The organism is Streptococcus sanguinis SK355 (assembly GCF_000212855.1).
GTDB classification, from domain to species: Bacteria; Bacillota; Bacilli; order Lactobacillales; family Streptococcaceae; genus Streptococcus; species Streptococcus sanguinis_A.
The window spans coordinates 1946831-1966250 of sequence record NZ_GL890993.1 but is presented as its reverse complement, the minus strand read 5'-3'; the positions used below and the strand labels follow the sequence as shown (position 1 = coordinate 1966250).

Genomic DNA, 19420 nt, shown 5'->3' with positions numbered 1-19420 from the left:
TATGGTAAAATAAATACAGTTTAATGGAGAAGTAGGCAGTATGAAAGATTTATTGAAATATTTCAAGGGCTATATCAGGGAGTCTTTGCTGGGACCCTTGTTCAAGCTTTTGGAAGCCAGTTTTGAACTGTTAGTTCCGCTTTTGATTGCGGGAATTGTGGACGAGACTATTCCTCGAAAGGACAGCTCCCATCTCTACTGGATGGTTTTTCTTTTGATGGGTTTGGCTGCGCTGGGCGTGGTGGTAGCGGTGGTGGCCCAGTATTATTCGTCAAAGGCGGCAGTGGGCTTTACTCGTCAGATGACAGGTGACCTCTATCAAAAGATTCTGCGCTTGCCCAAGGCCAGTCGGGATGAGCTGACGACTTCAAGCTTGGTGACTCGGCTGACGAGCGACACCTACCAGATCCAGACGGGCATCAATCAATTCCTTCGTCTCTTTCTGCGGGCGCCTATCATCGTTTTTGGCTCAATCATTATGGCCTTTGCTATCAGTCCGGTCATTACCTTGTGGTTCTTGCTCATGGTGGCTATTTTAACGGCTATTATCGTTTTCATGTCTCGTCTGATGAATCCTCTCTATGCTAAGATTCGCCAGCTGACAGATCAGCTAGTCAATCTGACGCGTGAGCAGCTGCAGGGCATGAGGGTTATACGAGCTTTCGGTCAGACCCAGCGCGAGGTTCAGGCCTTTCGCAATCGTAACGAGCTCTATAAAACCTGGCAAATCAGGACGGGAGCTCTGGCTAGTCTGATTAGCCCTCTGACCTTTCTTACGGTCAATGGTACCCTGATTGCTGTGATTTGGCAGGGGAATGCTTTTATAGGCAAGGGATTGTTGACTCAGGGGATGCTAGTGGCCTTGGTCAATTATTTATTGCAAATTTTGGTGGAATTGCTCAAGCTGGCTATGCTGGTCAACTCGCTCAATCAAAGCTATATCAGTGCAGGCCGCATTAGTCAGGTCTTCGAGCAAGCAGAAGAAGATGTCCTGCAGGAATTAGTGCAGGAAACAGCTCTGCTAGATCAAGCTATTAAAGTCCAGCAGGTCAGCTTTTCTTATCCAAATGCAGCTAGTCCAGCCCTGACAGGTCTGACTTTTGATTTGAAAAACGGCCAGACTTTAGGTGTTATTGGCGGGACAGGTTCAGGGAAGTCTACTCTGGTTCAGCTTCTGGATCATCTTTATCCTGTGGCTGCTGGCCAGTTGACCATCTTTTCCCAAGGGCGTAGTCCCAAAAATCTCAGAGAATGGCGGTCTTGGATTAGTCTGGTGCCTCAGAAGGCGGAGCTTTTTCAAGGAACTGTTCGCTCCAATCTGACTTTAGGATTTTCAACCAAGCCAACAGACGCAGACTTGTGGCAGGCTTTAGAGATTGCTCAGGCAGCGGACTTTGTCTCTCAGAAGGAAGGTGGCTTGGATGCGACTGTAGAGGCCTTTGGCCGGAATTTTTCTGGCGGTCAGCGTCAGCGTTTAACCATTGCCAGAGCTGTCTTGCGGAGGGCACCTTTCTTGGTTTTAGATGATGCGACCTCAGCTCTGGATTATCTGACTGAGGCAAGACTCCTGCAGGCTATTAAGAATGAATTGCCAGAGACCAGTTTGGTCTTGATCTCTCAGCGGACCAATAGCTTGCGCTCAGCGGATCAAATTTTAGTCCTAGATAAGGGAGAACAGGTGGCTCTTGGTCGCCATGAGGAACTCTTAGCTAGCTCTGCCATTTACCGAGAAATCCATCACTCACAGCATAGTCAAGGAGAGGAGGGAAAGCATGAAGCATAAGACATCACCTAGCAGCTTGAGGCGTTTGACTCGAGATTTGCTGCAGGCTCGCTGGCTCTTTCTCCTAGCTAGTCTGGGAACGGTGGCTCAAGTGGCTCTGACTGTTCTTCTTCCAGTTTTAATCGGGAATGCGGTTGATAGCGTTCTTCTTCCTCAAGCGGAGCAGCATTTGATGCCGATTTTGGGGCAGATGCTGTTGGTCATCTTAGCCAACACGCTGATTCAGTGGCTCAATCCCTTACTCTATAATCAGCTGGTCTATCGCTATAGCCAGCAGCTCCGTCAAGGCGTCATCAAGAAAGTGCACTATCTGCCTTTGGCCTATCTGGATCGACAGGGAACTGGCGACTTGGTTAGTCGTGTGACGACCGATTTGGAGCAGCTCAGCAATGGCCTACTTATGGTTTTCAATCAATTTTTTGTGGGTTTGCTGACAATCTTAGTGACTATCATCAGCATGGCCAGATTAGACTTTTTCCTCCTGCTTTTGGTTCTGCTTTTGATGCCCCTTTCTCTCTTCTTAGCGCGTTTTATAGCCAAAAAGAGTTTTAGCTTTTTCCAACGTCAGACGCAGGCGAGAGGGGCACAGACTCAACTGATTGAGGAAAGTCTGACCCAGGAAAGTCTGATTCAGGCTTTTAATGCTCAGGAGCAGTTTGATACAACTTTTACTCGCAGCAATCAAACCTATGCGGACTATTCTCAGGCGGCTATTTTCTATTCTTCGACGGTCAATCCTTCGACTCGTTTTATCAATGCTCTGATCTATGCTTTGATTGTGGGCTTTGGGGCTGTCCGAATCATTCAGGGAACAGGCTTTACGGTTGGGCAGCTGGTAACTTTTCTCAACTATGTCAACCAGTACACCAAGCCTTTCAATGATATATCGTCAGTAATGTCGGAATTGCAGAGCGCTTTAGCTTGTGCGGAGCGGATATACAACGTTTTAGACCGAGAAGAAATAGCAGAGTCAGGTCAGGAAATTCTTCAGTCTGAAGATGTCAAAGGACAGATTAGTTTTGAGCATGTGGCTTTTGGCTATGAGCCTGGCAAAGAGCTGATTCAGGATTTGAATATAAGGATTCCAGCGGCTAGCAAGGTCGCCATTGTTGGGCCGACTGGTGCTGGCAAGTCAACCCTGATTAATCTCCTCATGCGCTTTTACAATGTTGATAGTGGTCTTATTTCGCTAGACGGTACTCCCATCACGCATTACACTAGAGCCTCTTATCGTCAGCAGTTCGGTATGGTACTGCAGGAGACTTGGCTCAAGACGGCGACCATTCATGACAACATAGCTTTTGGCCGGCCAGACGCCAGCCGAGAAGAGGTCATTGAAGCTGCCAAGGCGGCCAATGCTCATTTCTTTATCCAGCAACTGCCTCAGGGCTATGATACCTACCTGGCGGATGCTGGAGACTCCTTGTCTCAAGGTCAGCGGCAGCTTTTGACCATTGCGCGTGTCTTCCTTTCCGTTCCTAAAATCCTAATCTTGGATGAGGCGACTTCCTCAATCGATACCCGGACAGAAGTCTTGATTCAGGAGGCTTTCAGCAAGCTCATGGTGGGGCGGACTAGCTTTATCATCGCTCACCGCCTGTCTACTATTCAAAATGCTGACATCATCCTCGTTATGGTAGATGGCAATATCGTCGAACATGGGAATCACCAGGAGCTCATGGATGCCAGAGGTGTTTATTACCAAATGCAGACGGCGCAGGAGTAGAAGGAGAGCTTTATTAAAGTTCAAAGATTGATGTTAAATGAAAGTAAAAGAGTTGGATTTCCAACTCTTTTTGCTTATAATTCAAGTTCGCCTAACTTGTTTTCTGCTAAAAATCAGTTTATGAAATAGTTATATTTCCCATATTGCAGTTTAGATCAAAGATAGGGGACTCACAATTAGTATTTTTGTGTTTATGAGAGGTATTCGTATAGCTAAGACCATTTACGGTGATAAGGCCACTACTGACCTTCAATTTGTAAGAGGAGGATATCTTATATCCCGAAAAAATTATATTACCCATATCACATGTGAAATTAGCGTTCTGTTGAATAGTACCTTGAAGCGATGTATTCCCCATGCCACAAGCTAAATTACAAGTATTACATTCTAGATTGTTAATAAAAACACTCCCTCTAGCTGTATATAGATTAATATCATCAGCTTTGAGCCATTGAAATGTTGCTGTGCTATCTTCAACTTTAACATTGTAAGTTTCAACCTTGTTGAAAGGAATCGAAATAGTGATTTTGGGAATCATCCAGAAACAGTTTGTTTTAAATACATTCATTTCTTTCAGGATAAATTCGGAATCATTGATTATAATTTTATAATCCTCTCGGGAGCAATTTTTAAAGGATAATTTGAATTCTTTTCCTTTTTTTACTTCAAAGTCAGTTCGGCTTACATCAATTTCAATTCTTTTCATGTTTTATATCCTTTGTTTGTAAATAAATATCCCGTTTTGCAAATAATAAGGAAAGGAAAAGTAGGGCGAATAGATAAGGAATCCATATTTTATAGATAGATAGGTAGGCTTCGGATATTTTCTGAGGAGTATGGATCGTTAGAATTTTGATATTATTTGTAAGTATAGAGATAAATACGGAAACTCCTATAACTGATCCAATTTGCCTTACAACACTAATGACGCTTTGAGAAGCCGTTAACAATTCTCCATCTAATGTAGAAGCTGCTAAAACATTAATAGGCCCTGCAATAATACCAAAGCCAACCCCCAAAACTAATGTTGAAAAACTCATGGTTAGTGTATTGTTAGGATCTAATGTTATCAATAATATGTAAGAAATTAGAATTGCTAGCAGACCAGTAAATACCAATAAGCGAGGCCCAAGTTTATTAATTGCTAGGCTTCCTAATCCTCCAAAAATGAAAACAGTTAACGACATAGGGAGTAGTATTAGAGCAGCATCCAATTCACTCTTCCCTTGAACAGTAGTAAAGAAGGTTGGTAGAATAACAATAACGCCAATGTAGAAAAATTGAGCAATAAATGCGACTAATGAGGCAGATGAAAATTCTTTGATCCTGAATAAATTCAGATTAATCATTGGAGAGGAATTTTGTTTTTCTATAATAATAAATAGAAAACCTGTGATGATAGAAATACTAAAGCAGGTGATGCTCTTCCAGTCATTGAAACCCCAATCTCTTACTTTAATTAACCCGAGAGTCAATAAGCAAAGTGATATCATAGAAATCAAACTACCATACCAATCAATTCTGGTTGAAACTGTAGTATCTTTTTTAAAGTCAAAAGATTTTATCAATAATAGAAGAGCAATTATAACAATTGGAATATTGATAAAGAATATCCAATGCCAAGATAAGCTATCGGTAATGATACCTCCAAGTGTAGGACCAATTGCAGCTGCTCCTCCTTGAGTGAGTCCTAAAGCGGCAACGATTTTAAATCTATCTTCAACTTTCCAAGAAGAAATTCCTAGTATATTTCCTACTGGTAATAAGATTGATGCTCCTAGACTAGCAATAACTCTACCTAAAATAAGCTGATAAAATTCCATTGCCAATCCAGAAATTAAACTTCCGATACCAAAGAGTACTAATCCAATAATAAGAATTTTTCCTTTCCCGTAAATATCTGCTAATTTACTCAATGGGATAGTACATGTAGCAAAAATAATGGTATAAATGTTTAAAGCCCAAGATAAACTGTCAAGTCCAACATTTAGTCCTTTCTGTATAGCAGGCAACGTAATGTTCATGATAGTTGTGTCAAGCATGACTAAGAAAATAGCCAAACACATTGCAATAGTTATTATAGTTTTTTTATTCATTGCAATTCTCCTTTCTTAAACATGAGTTTTAACTCATATTTAATTGTACTCTTTTTTATTTTTCTGTCAAGTAAAAATGAGTATTTACTCATTTTTTTAAAAAATAAAATAGCATATTATTGCTATTCATGGCATTTAAAAGAATTTTTACTGGAAGTGTGATATCATAAGAGAAAGATTGCTTAGAAGGGATGAAAGTATTGTCAAAGAAACTAGTTCGAAAACCTGTTCAAAAAAGAAGTTTAGATAAATTAAACACGATTTTAGCTGTTTCGAAAGAATTATTTGCAAAAAAGAATTATTTTAATGTTACCACTAATGAAATTGCAAAAGAAGCGGGGATTTCAATAGGGACACTATATTCTTATTTTTCAAATAAAGAAGAGATTTTATCTTTAATATTAAAAGACTACAATGAATCGTTTATTGTAATCTTTAACCAACTGAATACTAGTGAAAATTTGGAGCTATTCAGTAGTGATTACAAAGGCTGGATTGGAAAATTAATTGATAATTTAATTAGTTTAGAAGATAAAGAGTTTCACGCGCAAATTGAGATGCTTTCTTATTCCATTCCTGAGGTTAAGGAAATACAGGATCAGCACAATGATAAAATGAAAGAACTCACTTATCAATGTTTGAAACATTATGTAGGTAATAAAGAAATAACAAATCTAAAATCTATTTCTAATGTCCTATTTAATTTTATCACCTCTATTGTAGATGAAATTTTGTATTCCTCGCATTCAGACGAAGAGATAACTCTTTTAAGGAAGACCTCGTTAGATTGCATAGCTCTAATCTTAGAAAACTTACTTTATAGTTAAAACGATAAAAAGAGTTGGATTCCCAACTCTTTTTGCTTATAATTCAACTTCCTCCAGCCCTGTCTCCGTCAGTCGATAAATCTTCTGGCAGACTTCTTTGAGAAAGATTCGGTCGTGGGAGACAGCGATAATGGCGCCAGGATAGGTCGCCAAAAGCTGGCGAACCTGGGGCTGAGAGGTGGGAGAGAAGTTGCGGGTTGGCTCGTCCAGAAGGAGGACATTGGGACAGTCTAGGACTAGTTTGAGCAGGAGGAGCTTGGCTTTTTGACCGCCGGAAAGCTGCCCAATCGGATGGCGGGCCTCGTCGCGCGTGAACTGGAGACTGGCTAGATGAGTCAGGATTTTCTCTTCATGGGCCTTGTCGCCAGAGGGAGTCAGAAAGTCTAAAGGACTGCTCTCATCAGCCAGCAATTCGCCATAATGCTGGGGCATGTAGCCGACCTGCATATCTGTCCGCTCACGCAGAATTTTCCATATTTCTTTAAGCAGAGTAGACTTGCCTGCGCCATTAGCACCAATCAGTCCGATTTTTTCCTGGCCGCAGACCTCCAGAGTCAGGTTCTCCGCCAGTTGTCGTTCGTCTGTTTCCAGTTTCATTCCTTCTAATTTGAGGATTCTTTTGGTCAATGGCAGAGCTTCTATGTCTGAGAAGTGAAGGCTGATGGCATCTTCCTGTGTCGGAATTTCTGTCATTTCAGCACCTGCCTTTTCAAATCGTTTGCCCTGCGAGAGGACGTTTTTCATCTTCTTGGCTACCAGTCGACCTGCAGTAGCGTCATGGGTGTTTCGTAAAGTATGCTCCACACTCTGCTTAACCCGTAGGTGTTTTTCCATGGTCTTGGCGTGTTCTTCCCTCTCTTTTCGTGCTAGTTGCCCCTGTTTTTCAAAGTTTTCCTGACGTTGAGTTCGGTAATTTTCATAGTCCAGACTCTTGACGCTGGTTCTAGCTTCCTGCTTCTTTTTGATTCGCTCTAGATGAACAATCTTGGTCGCAGCTTGAGCGAGGAAGTGCTCGTCATGAGAGACGAAAAGGACAGTTTGCTGGCTATGGCTGATAAAGTTTTCCAGCCAAGTCAGAGTCTCGAGATCAAGGTCATTAGAGGGCTCGTCAAGAAAGAGAATGTCCCAATCACTGGCAAGTTTCTTGATAAGCTGAACTTTAAGCTTTTCTCCTCCAGATAGGCTAGAGAGCTGCTGCTGACTGGCGAAACGCTGGCTGTCAAAGTTGAGCTCCCCAGCATAGCGATAGAGCTTGGCATAGTCCAGCTCGGTCTCAAAATCACCAAAGAAATAGTCATTGAGCGTTAGTTGGGCATCCTCTGAAGGTAGCTGCTGGGGTAAGTAGACAGCAGCAGTATAGGACTTATCAATCTGGCCGCTGTAGCTGACATAGGAACTGACAAGTCGCTCGTCTAGCAGGAGCTTGAGTAGGGTGGACTTGCCATTGCCCTCCTCACCGATAATAGCGACCTTGTCTCCTTGATTGACAGTCAGTGACAAATCTTTGACTAACTCTTTCAGGTCTTTTAGGTGGGTGATAGTTAGATTTCTTATTTGAAGCATAGATGTCTCCTTCGTTTTTTAATACAAAATACAGCTCTGCTTTATTTAGCAGAGCTGTTGAGATTGCACAAAGCAGACACAAGAGTGTCCCAGTAGGATAATTCATCTATAGGCTTCCAGCTTACACTGTCATAGGAGCGACAGGATTGATCTAAAGATAAGCAAATAGAAGCTAGAAAGCACCGAAAACGAACATCCCTCGGATATGCAGAAACATGACAAAATCTACTAAATAAAGTTTCCTTTAAAAAATAGACTTAATTTTTCATGTCTCCGTGTACCTCCGAAATAGTTCTGTCTTAAGTCTAGCAAAAGATAGCAGATTCGTCAAGCGCTTTCAAAAAAATAAAAATTTTTAAAAGTTTTTTGGATACTATTTTATAAGCTCTCTAAGAATATTGGTTTCAAAGCTTTTAAGCTGATTTTAATATATAATTTTTTAATTATATAAAAATTTGACATATACTGGAAAATTATATATAATCTTCTTGTATATAAAAATTATATATATAAAATGATTATACAAATAGGCCTAAAATTTGTAAAAGATAAAAAGAGCTGGAATGTGATAGATTCCGGTCGTCATTTTAAATTGTATCTAAGGAGTAAGAAACCATGCCAAAAACTTTATTTCTCTGGCTTTTGACAGTCCTAAGCCTGGGACTTGTAAAAACGCCTCAAGCTAAGACGATGGAGCAATCCTTGAAGTCTAACACGGCGGCCATTGAGATTGTCCAAAAGATTCAGGAACATGTCAAGCAAGATGAAGCGACGATGGTGGCTGTAGAAACTGTGACCTTTGACTAGATAGTGTAAATTATTGCATAAAAAAGGAGAAAGCTATGTTAAGAATTTTTATCCGAATGGTATACAGAAGTATCGCCTATGCGATTGTTGAAGCTAAATAGAAAGGAAATATCATGAAAAAATCATTTATTCTAACGCTTCTAACGATTATAACTTTGGGACTCTTCCGGCCGGTTACCGCCTTGGCTGAGGAGCAGAAGCTGCCGTCTGGTACGGACCGTGACAAAATCGGTCAGAAAATCCAAGACTTTGTCAAGGAAAATGAAAAGACAACGGCCGGTATGGCAACAACCGTTTTTGACAAGGACGGGACTATTTACCAAGGTAGTTTTGGCTATATGAACAAGGAAAAAGGCATTAAAGCCGACGAAAACAGCGTCTTTGAATGGGGGTCAGTCGGGAAACTAGCTATCTGGGTCTCCGTCATGCAGCTCTGGGAAGAGGGCAAGATTGACCTTAACGAAGACATTCGCACCTATCTGCCAGAGGGATTTATGAAGACTTTGCGCTACGACAAGCCCGTCACTATGACAGACCTCATGAACCATCAGGCCGGCTTTGGCGAGTCTACCCACGCCTACAAGGAAGATAAGGGCTTGTCTATTGAGGAGATTCTGGCAGTTAATCAGCCAGAACAGTCTTACGAACCAGGCACCATGACAGCCTACTCAAACTTTTCAGCTAGTCTGGCAGCCTATATCGTTGAGAGAATCTCCGGTCAGGACTTCTCGGCCTATGTCCATGATCATATCTTTCAACCACTAGGGATGAAAGACACTGCTCTATCAGCCGACTTTAAGGAAAATCCAAAGATTTACCAGAAGCGGATGAAGCAAATCTCTTATCGGGCGGACGGTCAGACATCTATGGGCACTAGCTATTTCCATCTTGGGCTTTACCCAGCGGGGAATGCCGTTTCCACTTTGGCTGACTTCCAGAAGTTTGCCCAAGCGCTTTTGAAGAAAGAAAAGCTTTTCAAGCATGCTGAGACTTGGACAACTCTCTACACAGCAACCTCGAATTATCCAGGAACGGATATGCCGCTCAATATGCACGGTTTTTGGACACGGGAGTACGGCACGACGCTTGTTGGCCATGGAGGAAACTCGACTGGCTACTCATCTTATATTCTGCTGGACTTGAAAAATGGTATAGGTATGACCGTTATGACGAATCAAGATCATGAGTTGGTTTATAACTATGAAATGCCAGCCTTGGTTTTTGGACCTAAGAAAAAGACGGACTCAGCCACCTTTGACAAATTCCAGTCTGGCAATTACCGATCTGCTCGCTCCTTTGCCAGTGGTCCTATGTCTATCTCCAGGATCTTGCTTTACACTCAGTTTGTTGAGAAATCCAAGGACAATCCGCTTTTGAGTCAGAATTTTTCAGTAGTCAGCGGTAGTGGAGACGAGACTAAGGTAACAGCTTCCTATGGCGATAACTTCAGAGTCAAGGATAGCGAGATTCTGAAAGACTGGTCCTTGCTTATTTCAGCGGCAGTCGGAATTGTTTTCAGTATCATTCTCTTTTTGGCACGGGGCGGACTGGATCTCTTCCGCTTGGTCTTCAAAAAAGGTCAATCTAAAGCACCAAAACCTCTTCGTATCTGGACTTACCTAACTTCTTTAGCTGGAGTAGGTGTAGCTATAAACTTCCTCCTCCTCTTCAACACATTTGCTACCGACGATCTGAGCTTTCTAGCTAGCTGGCGCTACATTGTCTTTGCTGGTCTGGGATTGATTCTGGCTGGCTGTGCAATCTTCCCGCTTCTGACCAAAGCAAGAAAAGGATTGAGCAAGAGCCAACTCTACCTGACTGTCTTGACTAGTCTGTCAGCTCTAGCTATCGTTGTCAATATTCTCTATTGGTCACTTTATCAGTGGTGGGGTCTGTAATAAGCGCAGCTCCATTGCACAAAGGAGTCTCTCATGAAAAAATCTATTCTAATCATTCTTTTAACCATTTTGACGCTAGGAATCTTCCGACCGAGCGCTGTTTTAGCTGACTCGCAGAAGCTCCCTTCTGGCACGGAGCGCAGCCAAATCGGTCAAAAAATCGAAAGTTTTGTCAAGGAACATGAAAAGACAACTGTCGGAATGACGACCGCTGTCTTTGATAAAAACGGGACCATCTACAAGGGGAACTTTGGATATGTGGATAAGGAAAACAAAGTCAAAGTTGACGATGACAGTGTTTTTGAATGGGCTTCAATCACTAAACTGACGGTCTGGGTATCGGTCATGCAGCTCTGGGAAGAGGGCAAAATCGACCTGGAAGCAGACATCAAAACTTATCTGCCAGAAGGCTTTCTCCGCAATCTTCGCTATGATAAGCCTATCACCATGCTGGATCTGATGAACCATCAGGCTGGCTTTGATGAAATGCCACTCTACAAAAAGGGAGACAAGAGCGACTTGGAAGAGCAGTTCCGTGATTACCAGCCTATTCAGTCCTTTGAGCCGGGTACGACGACATCATACTCTAACTTCAGCACGGCTTTAGCATCTTATATCGTGGAGCGAATATCTGGGCAGAAGTATGCAGACTATGTCCATGAGCATGTTTTTGAGCCGCTGGGCATGGATCGGACTGCTATCTTGCCTGACTTATCGGACAACGCTTATGTACAGGAAAAGCGCAAGGAAGACAAGGGCTATGATGACCAAGGTAAGCTCTTGGGTGATACACCATTTAAGCTCTGGATGTACCCAGTCGGAGGGGCTGTGGGGACTCTAGGAGACCTACAGAAATTCGCCCAGGCCTTGCTGGAACGTAAGACGCTCTTTCATCGTCCAGAAACTTGGGCCGAGCTTTACTCAACAACCTCTACCCACCCTGGTACGGATATTGTTCGTAATGCTCATGGCTTTTGGGCCAGTCACTACGGTGTTACCTTGCTGGGACACAGTGGTAATGCTGATGGCTTTTCTAGCTATCTTTACTTGGATCTGAAAAATGGCATCGGCCAAGTCATCTTAACCAATCAACTGTATGAACAAGTTTACAATGTTCAAATGCCGGAGCTGACATTTGGCAAGATGCAGACTGTCAGCGAAGCTACTAAAAAGCAATTCAAGCCTGGCTCTTACCACTATCTGAGAAGCTATAATAGGGGGCCACTGTCCTTCATGCTCATGATTCCCGGGGCCATCCAAAAGATTAACAAAGTCTCAGATCAGCCGGATCTGCTGAGCACTTTCTGGACTATTGACCGAAGCCAAGGTGCTGACCGCCTCGAATTTGGTGTCCTTAATGCGGAAAGGATTTCCGATTCAGTTCTCTTTAGGCATTATCTAGTCGTGTTTCTCGGAGCTCTGGCGCTCGTGTTTGCTTTGGGAAATGTCTTGATTAGTTTTCTGATTGGCGGTTTCCGTCTCATCCTGCGTAAAGCAAAAAGTTCGGCTCCTCGCTCTTGGAAGATTTGGAATTTCCTGACTTCTCTAGGGATGCTGCTGTTTGCTGGCAATCTCATTCTGCTTTTACTGGCTGCCATGAATCAGGATTACTCAATTGTTCAATCTTGGCGTTATATGGTCTTTGCAGGACTGGGCCTATTCTTAGCAGGATGTGCGGTTTATCCGCTCTTTAGCAAGGCTCGAAAGAGTCTTGGAAAAGGTCGCCTCTTCCTGACGGTCATGACTAGCCTATCTGCTCTAGCTATCGTTGCCAATATCCTCTATTGGTCACTTTATCAGTGGTGGGCATTGTGACCCTTTACAGTATTTATCTCTGGTATCGGGCGGATAAGGAGGTGAAAAACGCATGATTAAGAAACAAGAATAAGCTGATTCTAAAATTGAAAGGAGACTGCACAAATTATTTGAACTTAGCTTATGTGAATATTTGAGTTGAACAGAAAGGAAATGCTATGAAAAATCATTTATTCTAACGCTTCTAACGATTATAACTCTAGGACTCTGCCGGCCGGTTACAGCCTTGGCTGAGGAGCAGAAGCTGCCGTCTGGTACGGACCGTGACAAAATCGGTCAGAAAATCGAAAGTTTTGTCAAGGAACATGAAAAGACAACAGCCGGTATGGAGACTGTTATCTTTGACAAGAATGGTACAATTTATCAAGGAAACTTCGGTTATATGGATAAAGAAAAAGGCATCAAGGCCGATGACGATAGTGTCTTTGAATGGGGATCTGCTGGGAAGCTAATGGTCTGGGTCTCTGTCATGCAGCTCTGGGAAGAGGGCAAGGTTAATCTTGAAGAAGATATTCGCAATTACCTGCCTGAGGGATTTCTCAAGACTCTCCGTTATGACAAGCCCATTACTATGTTGGATCTAATGAACCATCAAGCAGGCTTTGAGGACTCTTCTCACGCTTATCTAGAAAATAAAGGGCAGAATATTGAACAAATCCTTGCGATCAATCAGCCAGCCCAACTCTATGAACCAGGCACTATGACTGGATACTCTAACTTCAGTACGGGACTGGCAGCCTATATCGTTGAGCGAATCTCCGGTCAGAGCTTTGCGGACTATGCCCGCAAGCATATCTTACAACCATTAGGTATGAACAAAACATCTCTTTTAACTGGCTATAAAGATAATGATTACGTCCTTGAGAAACGGAAGGAAGAGATAACTTATGATATCAATGGTAAATCTCTAGGTGTGAATTACATGAATATCGGTCTTTATCCAGTCGGTCTTACAGCGAGTACCATGGGTGATTTTCAGAGGTTTGCCCAAGCACTTTTGAAGAAGGAGAAGCTTTTCAAACATGCTGAGACTTGGACTACACTTTATACGGCAACTTCGAATTATCCGGGAACGGATATGCCGCTCAATATGCATGGCTTCTGGACCCAAGAATATGGCACGCCTCTTGTCGGTCACGGTGGCAATTCCTATGGTTTTTCTTCTTATATCTTGTTAGATTTGAAAAATGGTATTGGTATGACCATTATGACCAATCAAGGGCATGAAGAGGTCTATAATTACGATATGCCAGCTCTTGTCTTTGGAGCTAAGAAAAAGACTCCGCAGGAAACTTTCGACAAATTTCCAGCAGGAAATTACCGATCAGCAAGATATTATGAAACAGGCCCCCTGTCTTTCACTAGAATATTCCCACGTACCAGTTATGTTACAAATTCAGCTGATAATAAATTTTTGAACGGTGATTTTGCAGTAGTCAGTGAGCAAAATGGAACAGCAAAAGTAACATATGCCTATGGCGATACTTTCAAAGTAAAAGATATAGACGTGATGAGAGATTGGGCTGTATTGATTTTCATGGTAGTAGGAGTTATCTATGCTTTACTTCAGCTTTTAGTGCGAGGTGGTCTCGATCTTTTCCGACTAGTATTCAAAAAAATCAGTCTAAAACACCTAAAGAACTTCGTATCTGGACCTATCTGACTTCCCTTGCAGCAGTGGGAGTGGTTGTCAATTTCTATTTCCTTTTCTTAGCTTTAGGAGCAAGTGACCCTAGCTACCTTTCTAGCTGGCGCTACATGGTCTTTGCTGGCTTAGGTCTAATTTTAGCTGGCTGTGCAGTCTTCCCGCTTCTGACCAAGGCAAGAAAAGGATTGAGCAAGAGCCGACTTTTCCTGACTGTCTTGACTAGTCTGTCAGCTCTGGTCATCGTTGCTAATATTCTCTACTGGTCACTTTATCAGTTCTGGGCGCTGTGATAAGTTGCCTGCCTTTCTGAAGGGATGCGGGCTTTGTCTACGTGATTTTGTAAGGAGAATCGCATGAAAAAATCATTTATTCTAACGCTTCTAACGATTATAACTCTGGGACTCTTCCAGCCAGCTACTGCGCTGGCTGAGGAGTCTCAAAAGCTACCCTCTGGTATCGAACGTGACCAGATTGGCCAGAAAATCCAAGACTTTGTCAAGGAACATGAAAAGACAACATCCGGCATGGCGACGGCAGTCTTTGATAAGGACGGTACCATTTATCAAGGAAACTTTGGCTATATGAACAAGGAAAAGGGAGTCAAAGCTGATGACGGCAGCGTTTTTGAATGGGGTTCCGTGACTAAGCTGACCGTCTGGATCTCTGTCATGCAGCTCTGGGAGCAAGGTAAGATTAACCTAGAAGAAGACATCCGCACCTATCTGCCAGAGGGCTTCCTCAAAAATCTCCGCTATGATAAGCCTATCACCATGCTGGATCTGATGAACCATCAGGCGGGATTCGATGAGGTAAGCATGTACCTACAAGACGATAAAAGTATCGAAGAAATCCTTAAAGAACAACAACCTATCCAGTCCTTTGAACCCGGTACAGTCACAGCTTATTCAAATTACGGTACCGGCTTGGCGGCTTTGATTGTCGAGCGGATCTCCGGTCAGCGGTTTGTTGATTATGCTCATGAGCATATTTTCCAACCTCTGGGCATGGACAAGACAGCTATTTTGCCGGATCTATCAGACAATTCCTACGTTCAGAAAAAGCGTCAAGAGGCCAAAGGATATGACATCCAAGGAAAAGTTCTGAGAAAGGATAGTTTCATTGTTGGCCTCTATCCTATCGGTGCAGCTACTGGTACCTTGAAAGACTTGGAGAAGTTCGCCCAAGCCCTGCTGGCTCGCAAAACGCTTTTTGAGCGCCCAGAGACCTGGAACACCCTCTATACTGCCAGTTCCACCTACCCTGACACGGATATCATCCGCAATGCTCATGGCTTTTGGGCCAACGAATATGGTACTACTGTGTTGGGCCACGGCGGAAATACACCTGGCGCTACTTCACGGATAATGTTGGACTTGGAGCACGGTATCGGCTATGTCGTCATGACCAATCAAGGTACAGAGCAAAATTATAATTTCCAAATGCCAGAGCTCGTCTTTGGACCGCGCAAAACAGCCAGTAAGGAAACCCAAGAGCAGTTCAGTCCAGGCTATTATCGCACTCTGCGAAATCTTAACCAAGGACCGCTGGCTATCTTTAAAATGATTCCAGCCTCCGCAGACTACTTGCAGGAACCATCTGACGATCAGCTATTGCCAAACAACTTCTGGACCATTTATCAGAGCCAAGGCAAGACCCGTATCGCAGTGGCCGTTGCAGACTATGAGAAAGTCTCTGAGTTTGATTTCTATAAAGACTTTATTGTTCTTGGCTCTGGTGGACTTGGTATCATCTACGCCCTCGGTCTACTCCTCATTAGTCTGATTCTAGGAGCCTATCGACTCATCTTCCATAAAAAACAAGACCAGCCAGACCACGTATGGAAAGTCTGGAACATTCTAACAGCTGTTGGGGTTTTGGCTTTTCCGATTAATCTCTTTCTAATGTTCGTGGCGCAAGCTTCAGGAGATTTTAGCGAGATTGCTCAGTGGCGCTATATGGTCTTTGCAGGACTAGGCCTACTTTTAGCAGGCTGTGCAGTCTATCCGCTCTTTAGCAAGGCTCGAAAGGGTCTCGGAAAAGGTCGCCTTTTCCTGACAGTTCTGACTAGTCTATCCGCCCTCGCTATAGTAGCTAATATCCTCTACTGGTCGCTTTACCAATGGTGGGTGATCTAGTTTAAAAATTTTGAAACAAGAAAAGAGCCGGCATATAAGCTGGCTCTTCGTTTGTGTTTATACATTCAGCACCTTGTCTAGGAAGTCCTTGAGACGTGGATGCTGTGGATTGTCAAAGATTTGGTCAGGCTTGCCGTCTTCTAGGAATTCGCCATCAGCGGTAAAGATAACGCGGTTGGCTACCTGACGGGCAAAGCCCATCTCATGGGTCACAATCAGCATGGTCATACCTTGCTGGGCCAGATCCTTCATAACGTTGAGAACATCGCCGACCATTTCAGGGTCAAGGGCAGAAGTCGGCTCGTCAAAGAGCATGATATCTGGATTCATGGCCAGACCGCGAGCAATAGCTACCCGCTGCTTTTGACCTCCGGACAGGCTGTCTGGACTGGCATCAGCTTTATCAGCCAAGCCGACCTTTTCCAAGAGCTCCATACCCAGCTTATTTGCCTCGTCTTGAGTCAAGCGCTTGTGCTCAACAGGAGCAAAGGTGATATTTTCCAGAACGGTCATGTGCGGGAAGAGGTTGAAGTGCTGGAAGACCATACCGATATTTTCTCGGACCAGATCCACGTCAGTCTTTTTGTCCGTCAGATCAAAGCCGTCAACTGTGATGGTTCCGCTGGTCACTTCCTCTAGCAGGTTGAGACTGCGCAGGAAGGTTGACTTACCAGAACCAGAAGGGCCGATGATGCAGACTACATCGCCCTCGTAGAATTTAGCAGTAATTCCCTTTAGGACTTCGTTTTCCCCGTAATATTTATGAAGATCGTTCACATCTATTTTTAATTTTGCCATTACTTAATCCTCTTTTCTAAGCGTTTTGCCAAGCGGGTCAAGAGCGTGATAATGATGAGATAGAGCACGGCTAGGATAGCATACATCCGGAAACTCTGATAGTTGCGAGCGATGATGTCCTTACCCGTTTTGAAGAGCTCGGCCAGTCCAATGGCTGAGACTATGGTTGTATCCTTGAGTGCGATGACAAACTGATTGACAAAGTTTGGCAGCATAATCTTGGTTGCCTGTGGCAGGATAATCTTGCGCATGGTCTTGGAGTAGGAAATTCCTAAGCTGCGGCTGGCTTCCATCTGTCCAACTGGAACTGCTTGGATACCCCCGCGGACAATTTCAGCGATATAGGCGCCGGCATTGAGAGAGAGGGCGATGGTTCCTGCAACGAAAGCGTTGATTGGGCTTTGTTGTCCAGTCATGGATTCGATTAGGTTAGGAATCCCCCAGAAAATAAAGGCTGCCACAATCATCAGTGGAATACCACGAATGACATCGACAAAGATTTCTGCAATCCAGCGCAGCGGTTTATAAGGGCTGACGCTGAACATACCAAAGATAATCCCGATGACCATAGCAATCGCAAATGAAATCAGAGCCAAAGCAATCGTCACTCCCAGACCTTTAAGAAGTTCTTGGTAGTTGTTTTGCAGCAAGCCCCAAATAGTGGACTCATCTACAGTGGATTCCTTTTCCTCGCTAGCCAGATATTTGTCTAAAATCTCTTGGTACTTGCCGCTTTCTTTGAGGTTTGCCAGTCCATTGTTAAACATCTCAATCAACTCAGGATTGCTGCCTTTTTTAACTGCGAAAGCGACTTGGCCACTTGGTGTACCTTCAATAGGTGTTTTAAGCTTCTTGCCTTGTTTGATAGCGTATTTGACAACGGGCTCATCATCCATCACAGCTGCGACGGAGCCAGTATTAAGGCTATCATACATGGAAGCTGCATCTGAGAATGTTTTAATAGAGTAGCCATACTTGCTCTTGTTTTCCTCAAGGAAAGTCTGAGAAGCGGTACCGGTTTTGACACCAACGGTTTTGCCCTTGAGTTCCTCGTAGGACTTGATATTGCTGCTGTCCTTAACTGCCAAGATAGAGTTGGCTGTGTAGTAAGGGTCAGAATAGTCAAAAGTTTTCTTGCGGGCATCAGTGACAGACATGCCGGCGATAATTCCATCAGCCTGACCAGTCTGAACGCTATTGATAGCTGCATCAAAGCCAGGGTTGGTTACTTCCACAGTAAATCCTTGGTCTTTGGCAATAGCCTTAATCAGCTCCATGTCAATCCCAGTGTATTGGTTGCTGTCATCTTGGAAGACAAAAGGAGCAAAAGATGAGTCGCTGGCAATGATGTATTTGTCTTTTGTCGGACTAGCTTTTTGACCGGCAGGAGTGGAAGTCTCTGGAACAGCGGAGTCAGAGCTGCCTTTAGAAGCAGTCCATTTATTGATGATTTCATCCAGACTGCCGTCTTTCTTCATCTGTGCCAAAGCTTCGTTAAACTCAGTAACTAAGTGCTCGTGCTTGCTGCCTTTTTTGACACCGAAAGCAAAGCTTCCAACAGCCTCACCCTTCATAGAAATTTTCAGGTTTTGGCCTTGATTGATGGCGTACTCAATAACCGGCTGATCGTCCATTACTGCATCGACATCACCAGCAGAAAGGCTGTTATACATTAAGTCGCCCGTGTCAAAGGTTTTTAGAGTATAGCCATATTTATCCTTGTTCTTCTCAAGAAAACGTTGGGCAGCGGTTCCTGTTTTGACACCGACTTTCTTCCCTTTCAGCTGTTCATATTTGCTGATGGTATTTGCCTTGGTCGTCGCGATAACGACCTTGGTGTCATAGTAGGTATCAGACATGGTAAAAACTTTTTCGCGCTCGCTTGTCTTGGTCATACCAGCCATAATGGCATCCGCCTGGCCAGCTTGGACCGCATTGACTGCCGCGTCAAAGCCTGGGAAGCTCATGTCAATGTCCCATCCCTTGATTTCAGCGACCTTGTTGATGATATCAACGTCAATCCCCTTGTAATTCTGATCAGAATCTTTAAATTCAAATGGTGCGTAAGCAGTATCGGATACAATTTTGACCGTATCTGCCTGGGCTGTCGCCCCTAACGCAAAAAATGGAAATAATGTTAGCAAGACTGCTAAGAATTTTTTCTTCATTTTCTTCCTCCTTTTTAGCATTCTAGCATTATAGCAAAAAAACACTGATTAGGCAAATTTCTTCTGTTTTTATGTTAGGTTTTCTGACATATGAACTCTCTGTTTTTGTAAGTTGAGCCGCAACTTTTCTTTGTTCTTAGAGCAAAGTCTGCTATA

Annotated in this window: 12 protein-coding genes and 1 pseudogene; 8 read left to right on the top strand and 5 right to left on the bottom strand. The window is 43.4% G+C overall.

Annotated features, from left to right (window positions below):
- Nucleotides 1–40 precede the first annotated feature (40 nt).
- Both HMPREF9389_RS01995 and HMPREF9389_RS02000 read left to right on the top strand, forming a co-directional pair.
- Nucleotides 41–1783 carry an ABC transporter ATP-binding protein gene (locus HMPREF9389_RS01995; protein ID WP_002930788.1) on the top strand — a complete coding sequence of 581 codons (1743 nt, stop codon included), beginning with the start codon at nucleotides 41–43 and terminating at the stop codon, nucleotides 1781–1783.
- Entirely contained in the window at nucleotides 1773–3509 is a 1737-nt protein-coding gene (locus tag HMPREF9389_RS02000) for an ABC transporter ATP-binding protein (protein WP_002930787.1), read from the top strand. Before HMPREF9389_RS01995 ends, HMPREF9389_RS02000 begins: the two co-directional genes overlap by 11 nt.
- Before the next feature lie 118 nt (nucleotides 3510–3627).
- Here HMPREF9389_RS02000 and HMPREF9389_RS02005 read toward each other — a convergent pair whose 3' ends face one another.
- Complete coding sequence (locus tag HMPREF9389_RS02005; RefSeq protein ID WP_002930786.1) at nucleotides 3628–4215, bottom strand: DUF4097 family beta strand repeat-containing protein; 588 nt, start codon at nucleotides 4213–4215, stop codon at nucleotides 3628–3630.
- Nucleotides 4202–5605: an MFS transporter gene (locus HMPREF9389_RS02010; protein ID WP_002930780.1), complete on the bottom strand. Its 1404-nt coding sequence runs from the start codon at nucleotides 5603–5605 to the stop codon at nucleotides 4202–4204. The genes HMPREF9389_RS02005 and HMPREF9389_RS02010 overlap by 14 nt, the downstream gene beginning before the upstream one ends.
- 191 nt (nucleotides 5606–5796) lie before the next feature.
- On the opposite strand from HMPREF9389_RS02010, the gene HMPREF9389_RS02015 reads away from it, so the two are divergent.
- The gene (locus tag HMPREF9389_RS02015; protein ID WP_002930777.1) at nucleotides 5797–6432 is read left to right on the top strand and encodes a TetR/AcrR family transcriptional regulator; all 636 of its coding nucleotides are present in this window, start codon (nucleotides 5797–5799) and stop codon (nucleotides 6430–6432) included.
- A gap of 36 nt (nucleotides 6433–6468) precedes the next feature.
- Here the strand turns inward: HMPREF9389_RS02015 and HMPREF9389_RS02020 are convergent, their stop codons facing one another.
- Entirely contained in the window at nucleotides 6469–7995 is a 1527-nt protein-coding gene (locus HMPREF9389_RS02020; RefSeq protein ID WP_002930775.1) for an ATP-binding cassette domain-containing protein, read from the bottom strand.
- A gap of 615 nt (nucleotides 7996–8610) precedes the next feature.
- Between HMPREF9389_RS02020 and HMPREF9389_RS02025 the strand changes: the two genes are divergently transcribed.
- The 5 genes and pseudogenes from HMPREF9389_RS02025 (at nucleotide 8611) to HMPREF9389_RS02040 (ending at nucleotide 16298) form a co-directional block, all read left to right on the top strand.
- Nucleotides 8611–8802 carry a hypothetical protein gene (locus HMPREF9389_RS02025; RefSeq protein ID WP_002930771.1) on the top strand — a complete coding sequence of 64 codons (192 nt, stop codon included), beginning with the start codon at nucleotides 8611–8613 and terminating at the stop codon, nucleotides 8800–8802.
- A gap of 113 nt (nucleotides 8803–8915) precedes the next feature.
- Entirely contained in the window at nucleotides 8916–10700 is a 1785-nt protein-coding gene (locus tag HMPREF9389_RS02030) for a serine hydrolase domain-containing protein (RefSeq protein WP_002930770.1), read from the top strand.
- 33 nt (nucleotides 10701–10733) lie between these two features.
- Nucleotides 10734–12515 (top strand): serine hydrolase domain-containing protein, encoded by a 1782-nt coding sequence (locus HMPREF9389_RS02035; protein ID WP_002930768.1) that lies wholly within the window; start codon nucleotides 10734–10736, stop codon nucleotides 12513–12515.
- Nucleotides 12516–12687: 172 nt separating this feature from the next.
- Nucleotides 12688–14453: pseudogene (locus HMPREF9389_RS0111365) on the top strand (serine hydrolase domain-containing protein).
- Nucleotides 14454–14516: 63 nt separating this feature from the next.
- Nucleotides 14517–16298, top strand: coding sequence for a serine hydrolase domain-containing protein (locus HMPREF9389_RS02040; protein ID WP_002930761.1), 1782 nt, complete (start codon nucleotides 14517–14519; stop codon nucleotides 16296–16298).
- 57 nt (nucleotides 16299–16355) lie between these two features.
- Here HMPREF9389_RS02040 and HMPREF9389_RS02045 read toward each other — a convergent pair whose 3' ends face one another.
- On the bottom strand, nucleotides 16356–17096 hold the full coding sequence (locus HMPREF9389_RS02045) for an amino acid ABC transporter ATP-binding protein (RefSeq protein ID WP_002895249.1): 741 nt from the start codon (nucleotides 17094–17096) through the stop codon (nucleotides 16356–16358).
- A complete protein-coding gene (locus HMPREF9389_RS02050) occupies nucleotides 17096–19264 on the bottom strand; it encodes an ABC transporter substrate-binding protein/permease (protein WP_032906594.1) in 2169 nt (722 codons plus the stop codon). The genes HMPREF9389_RS02045 and HMPREF9389_RS02050 overlap by 1 nt, the downstream gene beginning before the upstream one ends.
- Between the last annotated feature and the right edge of the window lie 156 nt (nucleotides 19265–19420).

Bases quoted from the DNA above. Each gene is read 5' to 3' on its own strand.
- HMPREF9389_RS01995 (WP_002930788.1), top strand. From the start codon at position 41: ATGAAAGATTTATTGAAATATTTCAAGGGCTATATCAGGGAGTCTTTG.
- HMPREF9389_RS02010 (WP_002930780.1), bottom strand. From the start codon at position 5,605: ATGAATAAAAAAACTATAATAACTATTGCAATGTGTTTGGCTATTTTC.
- HMPREF9389_RS02030 (WP_002930770.1), top strand. From the start codon at position 8,916: ATGAAAAAATCATTTATTCTAACGCTTCTAACGATTATAACTTTGGGA.
- HMPREF9389_RS02000 (WP_002930787.1), top strand. From the start codon at position 1,773: ATGAAGCATAAGACATCACCTAGCAGCTTGAGGCGTTTGACTCGAGAT.
- HMPREF9389_RS02035 (WP_002930768.1), top strand. From the start codon at position 10,734: ATGAAAAAATCTATTCTAATCATTCTTTTAACCATTTTGACGCTAGGA.
- HMPREF9389_RS02025 (WP_002930771.1), top strand. From the start codon at position 8,611: ATGCCAAAAACTTTATTTCTCTGGCTTTTGACAGTCCTAAGCCTGGGA.
- HMPREF9389_RS02005 (WP_002930786.1), bottom strand. From the start codon at position 4,215: ATGAAAAGAATTGAAATTGATGTAAGCCGAACTGACTTTGAAGTAAAA.
- HMPREF9389_RS02045 (WP_002895249.1), bottom strand. From the start codon at position 17,096: ATGGCAAAATTAAAAATAGATGTGAACGATCTTCATAAATATTACGGG.
- HMPREF9389_RS02040 (WP_002930761.1), top strand. From the start codon at position 14,517: ATGAAAAAATCATTTATTCTAACGCTTCTAACGATTATAACTCTGGGA.
- HMPREF9389_RS02020 (WP_002930775.1), bottom strand. From the start codon at position 7,995: ATGCTTCAAATAAGAAATCTAACTATCACCCACCTAAAAGACCTGAAA.
- HMPREF9389_RS02015 (WP_002930777.1), top strand. From the start codon at position 5,797: ATGAAAGTATTGTCAAAGAAACTAGTTCGAAAACCTGTTCAAAAAAGA.
- HMPREF9389_RS02050 (WP_032906594.1), bottom strand. From the start codon at position 19,264: ATGAAGAAAAAATTCTTAGCAGTCTTGCTAACATTATTTCCATTTTTT.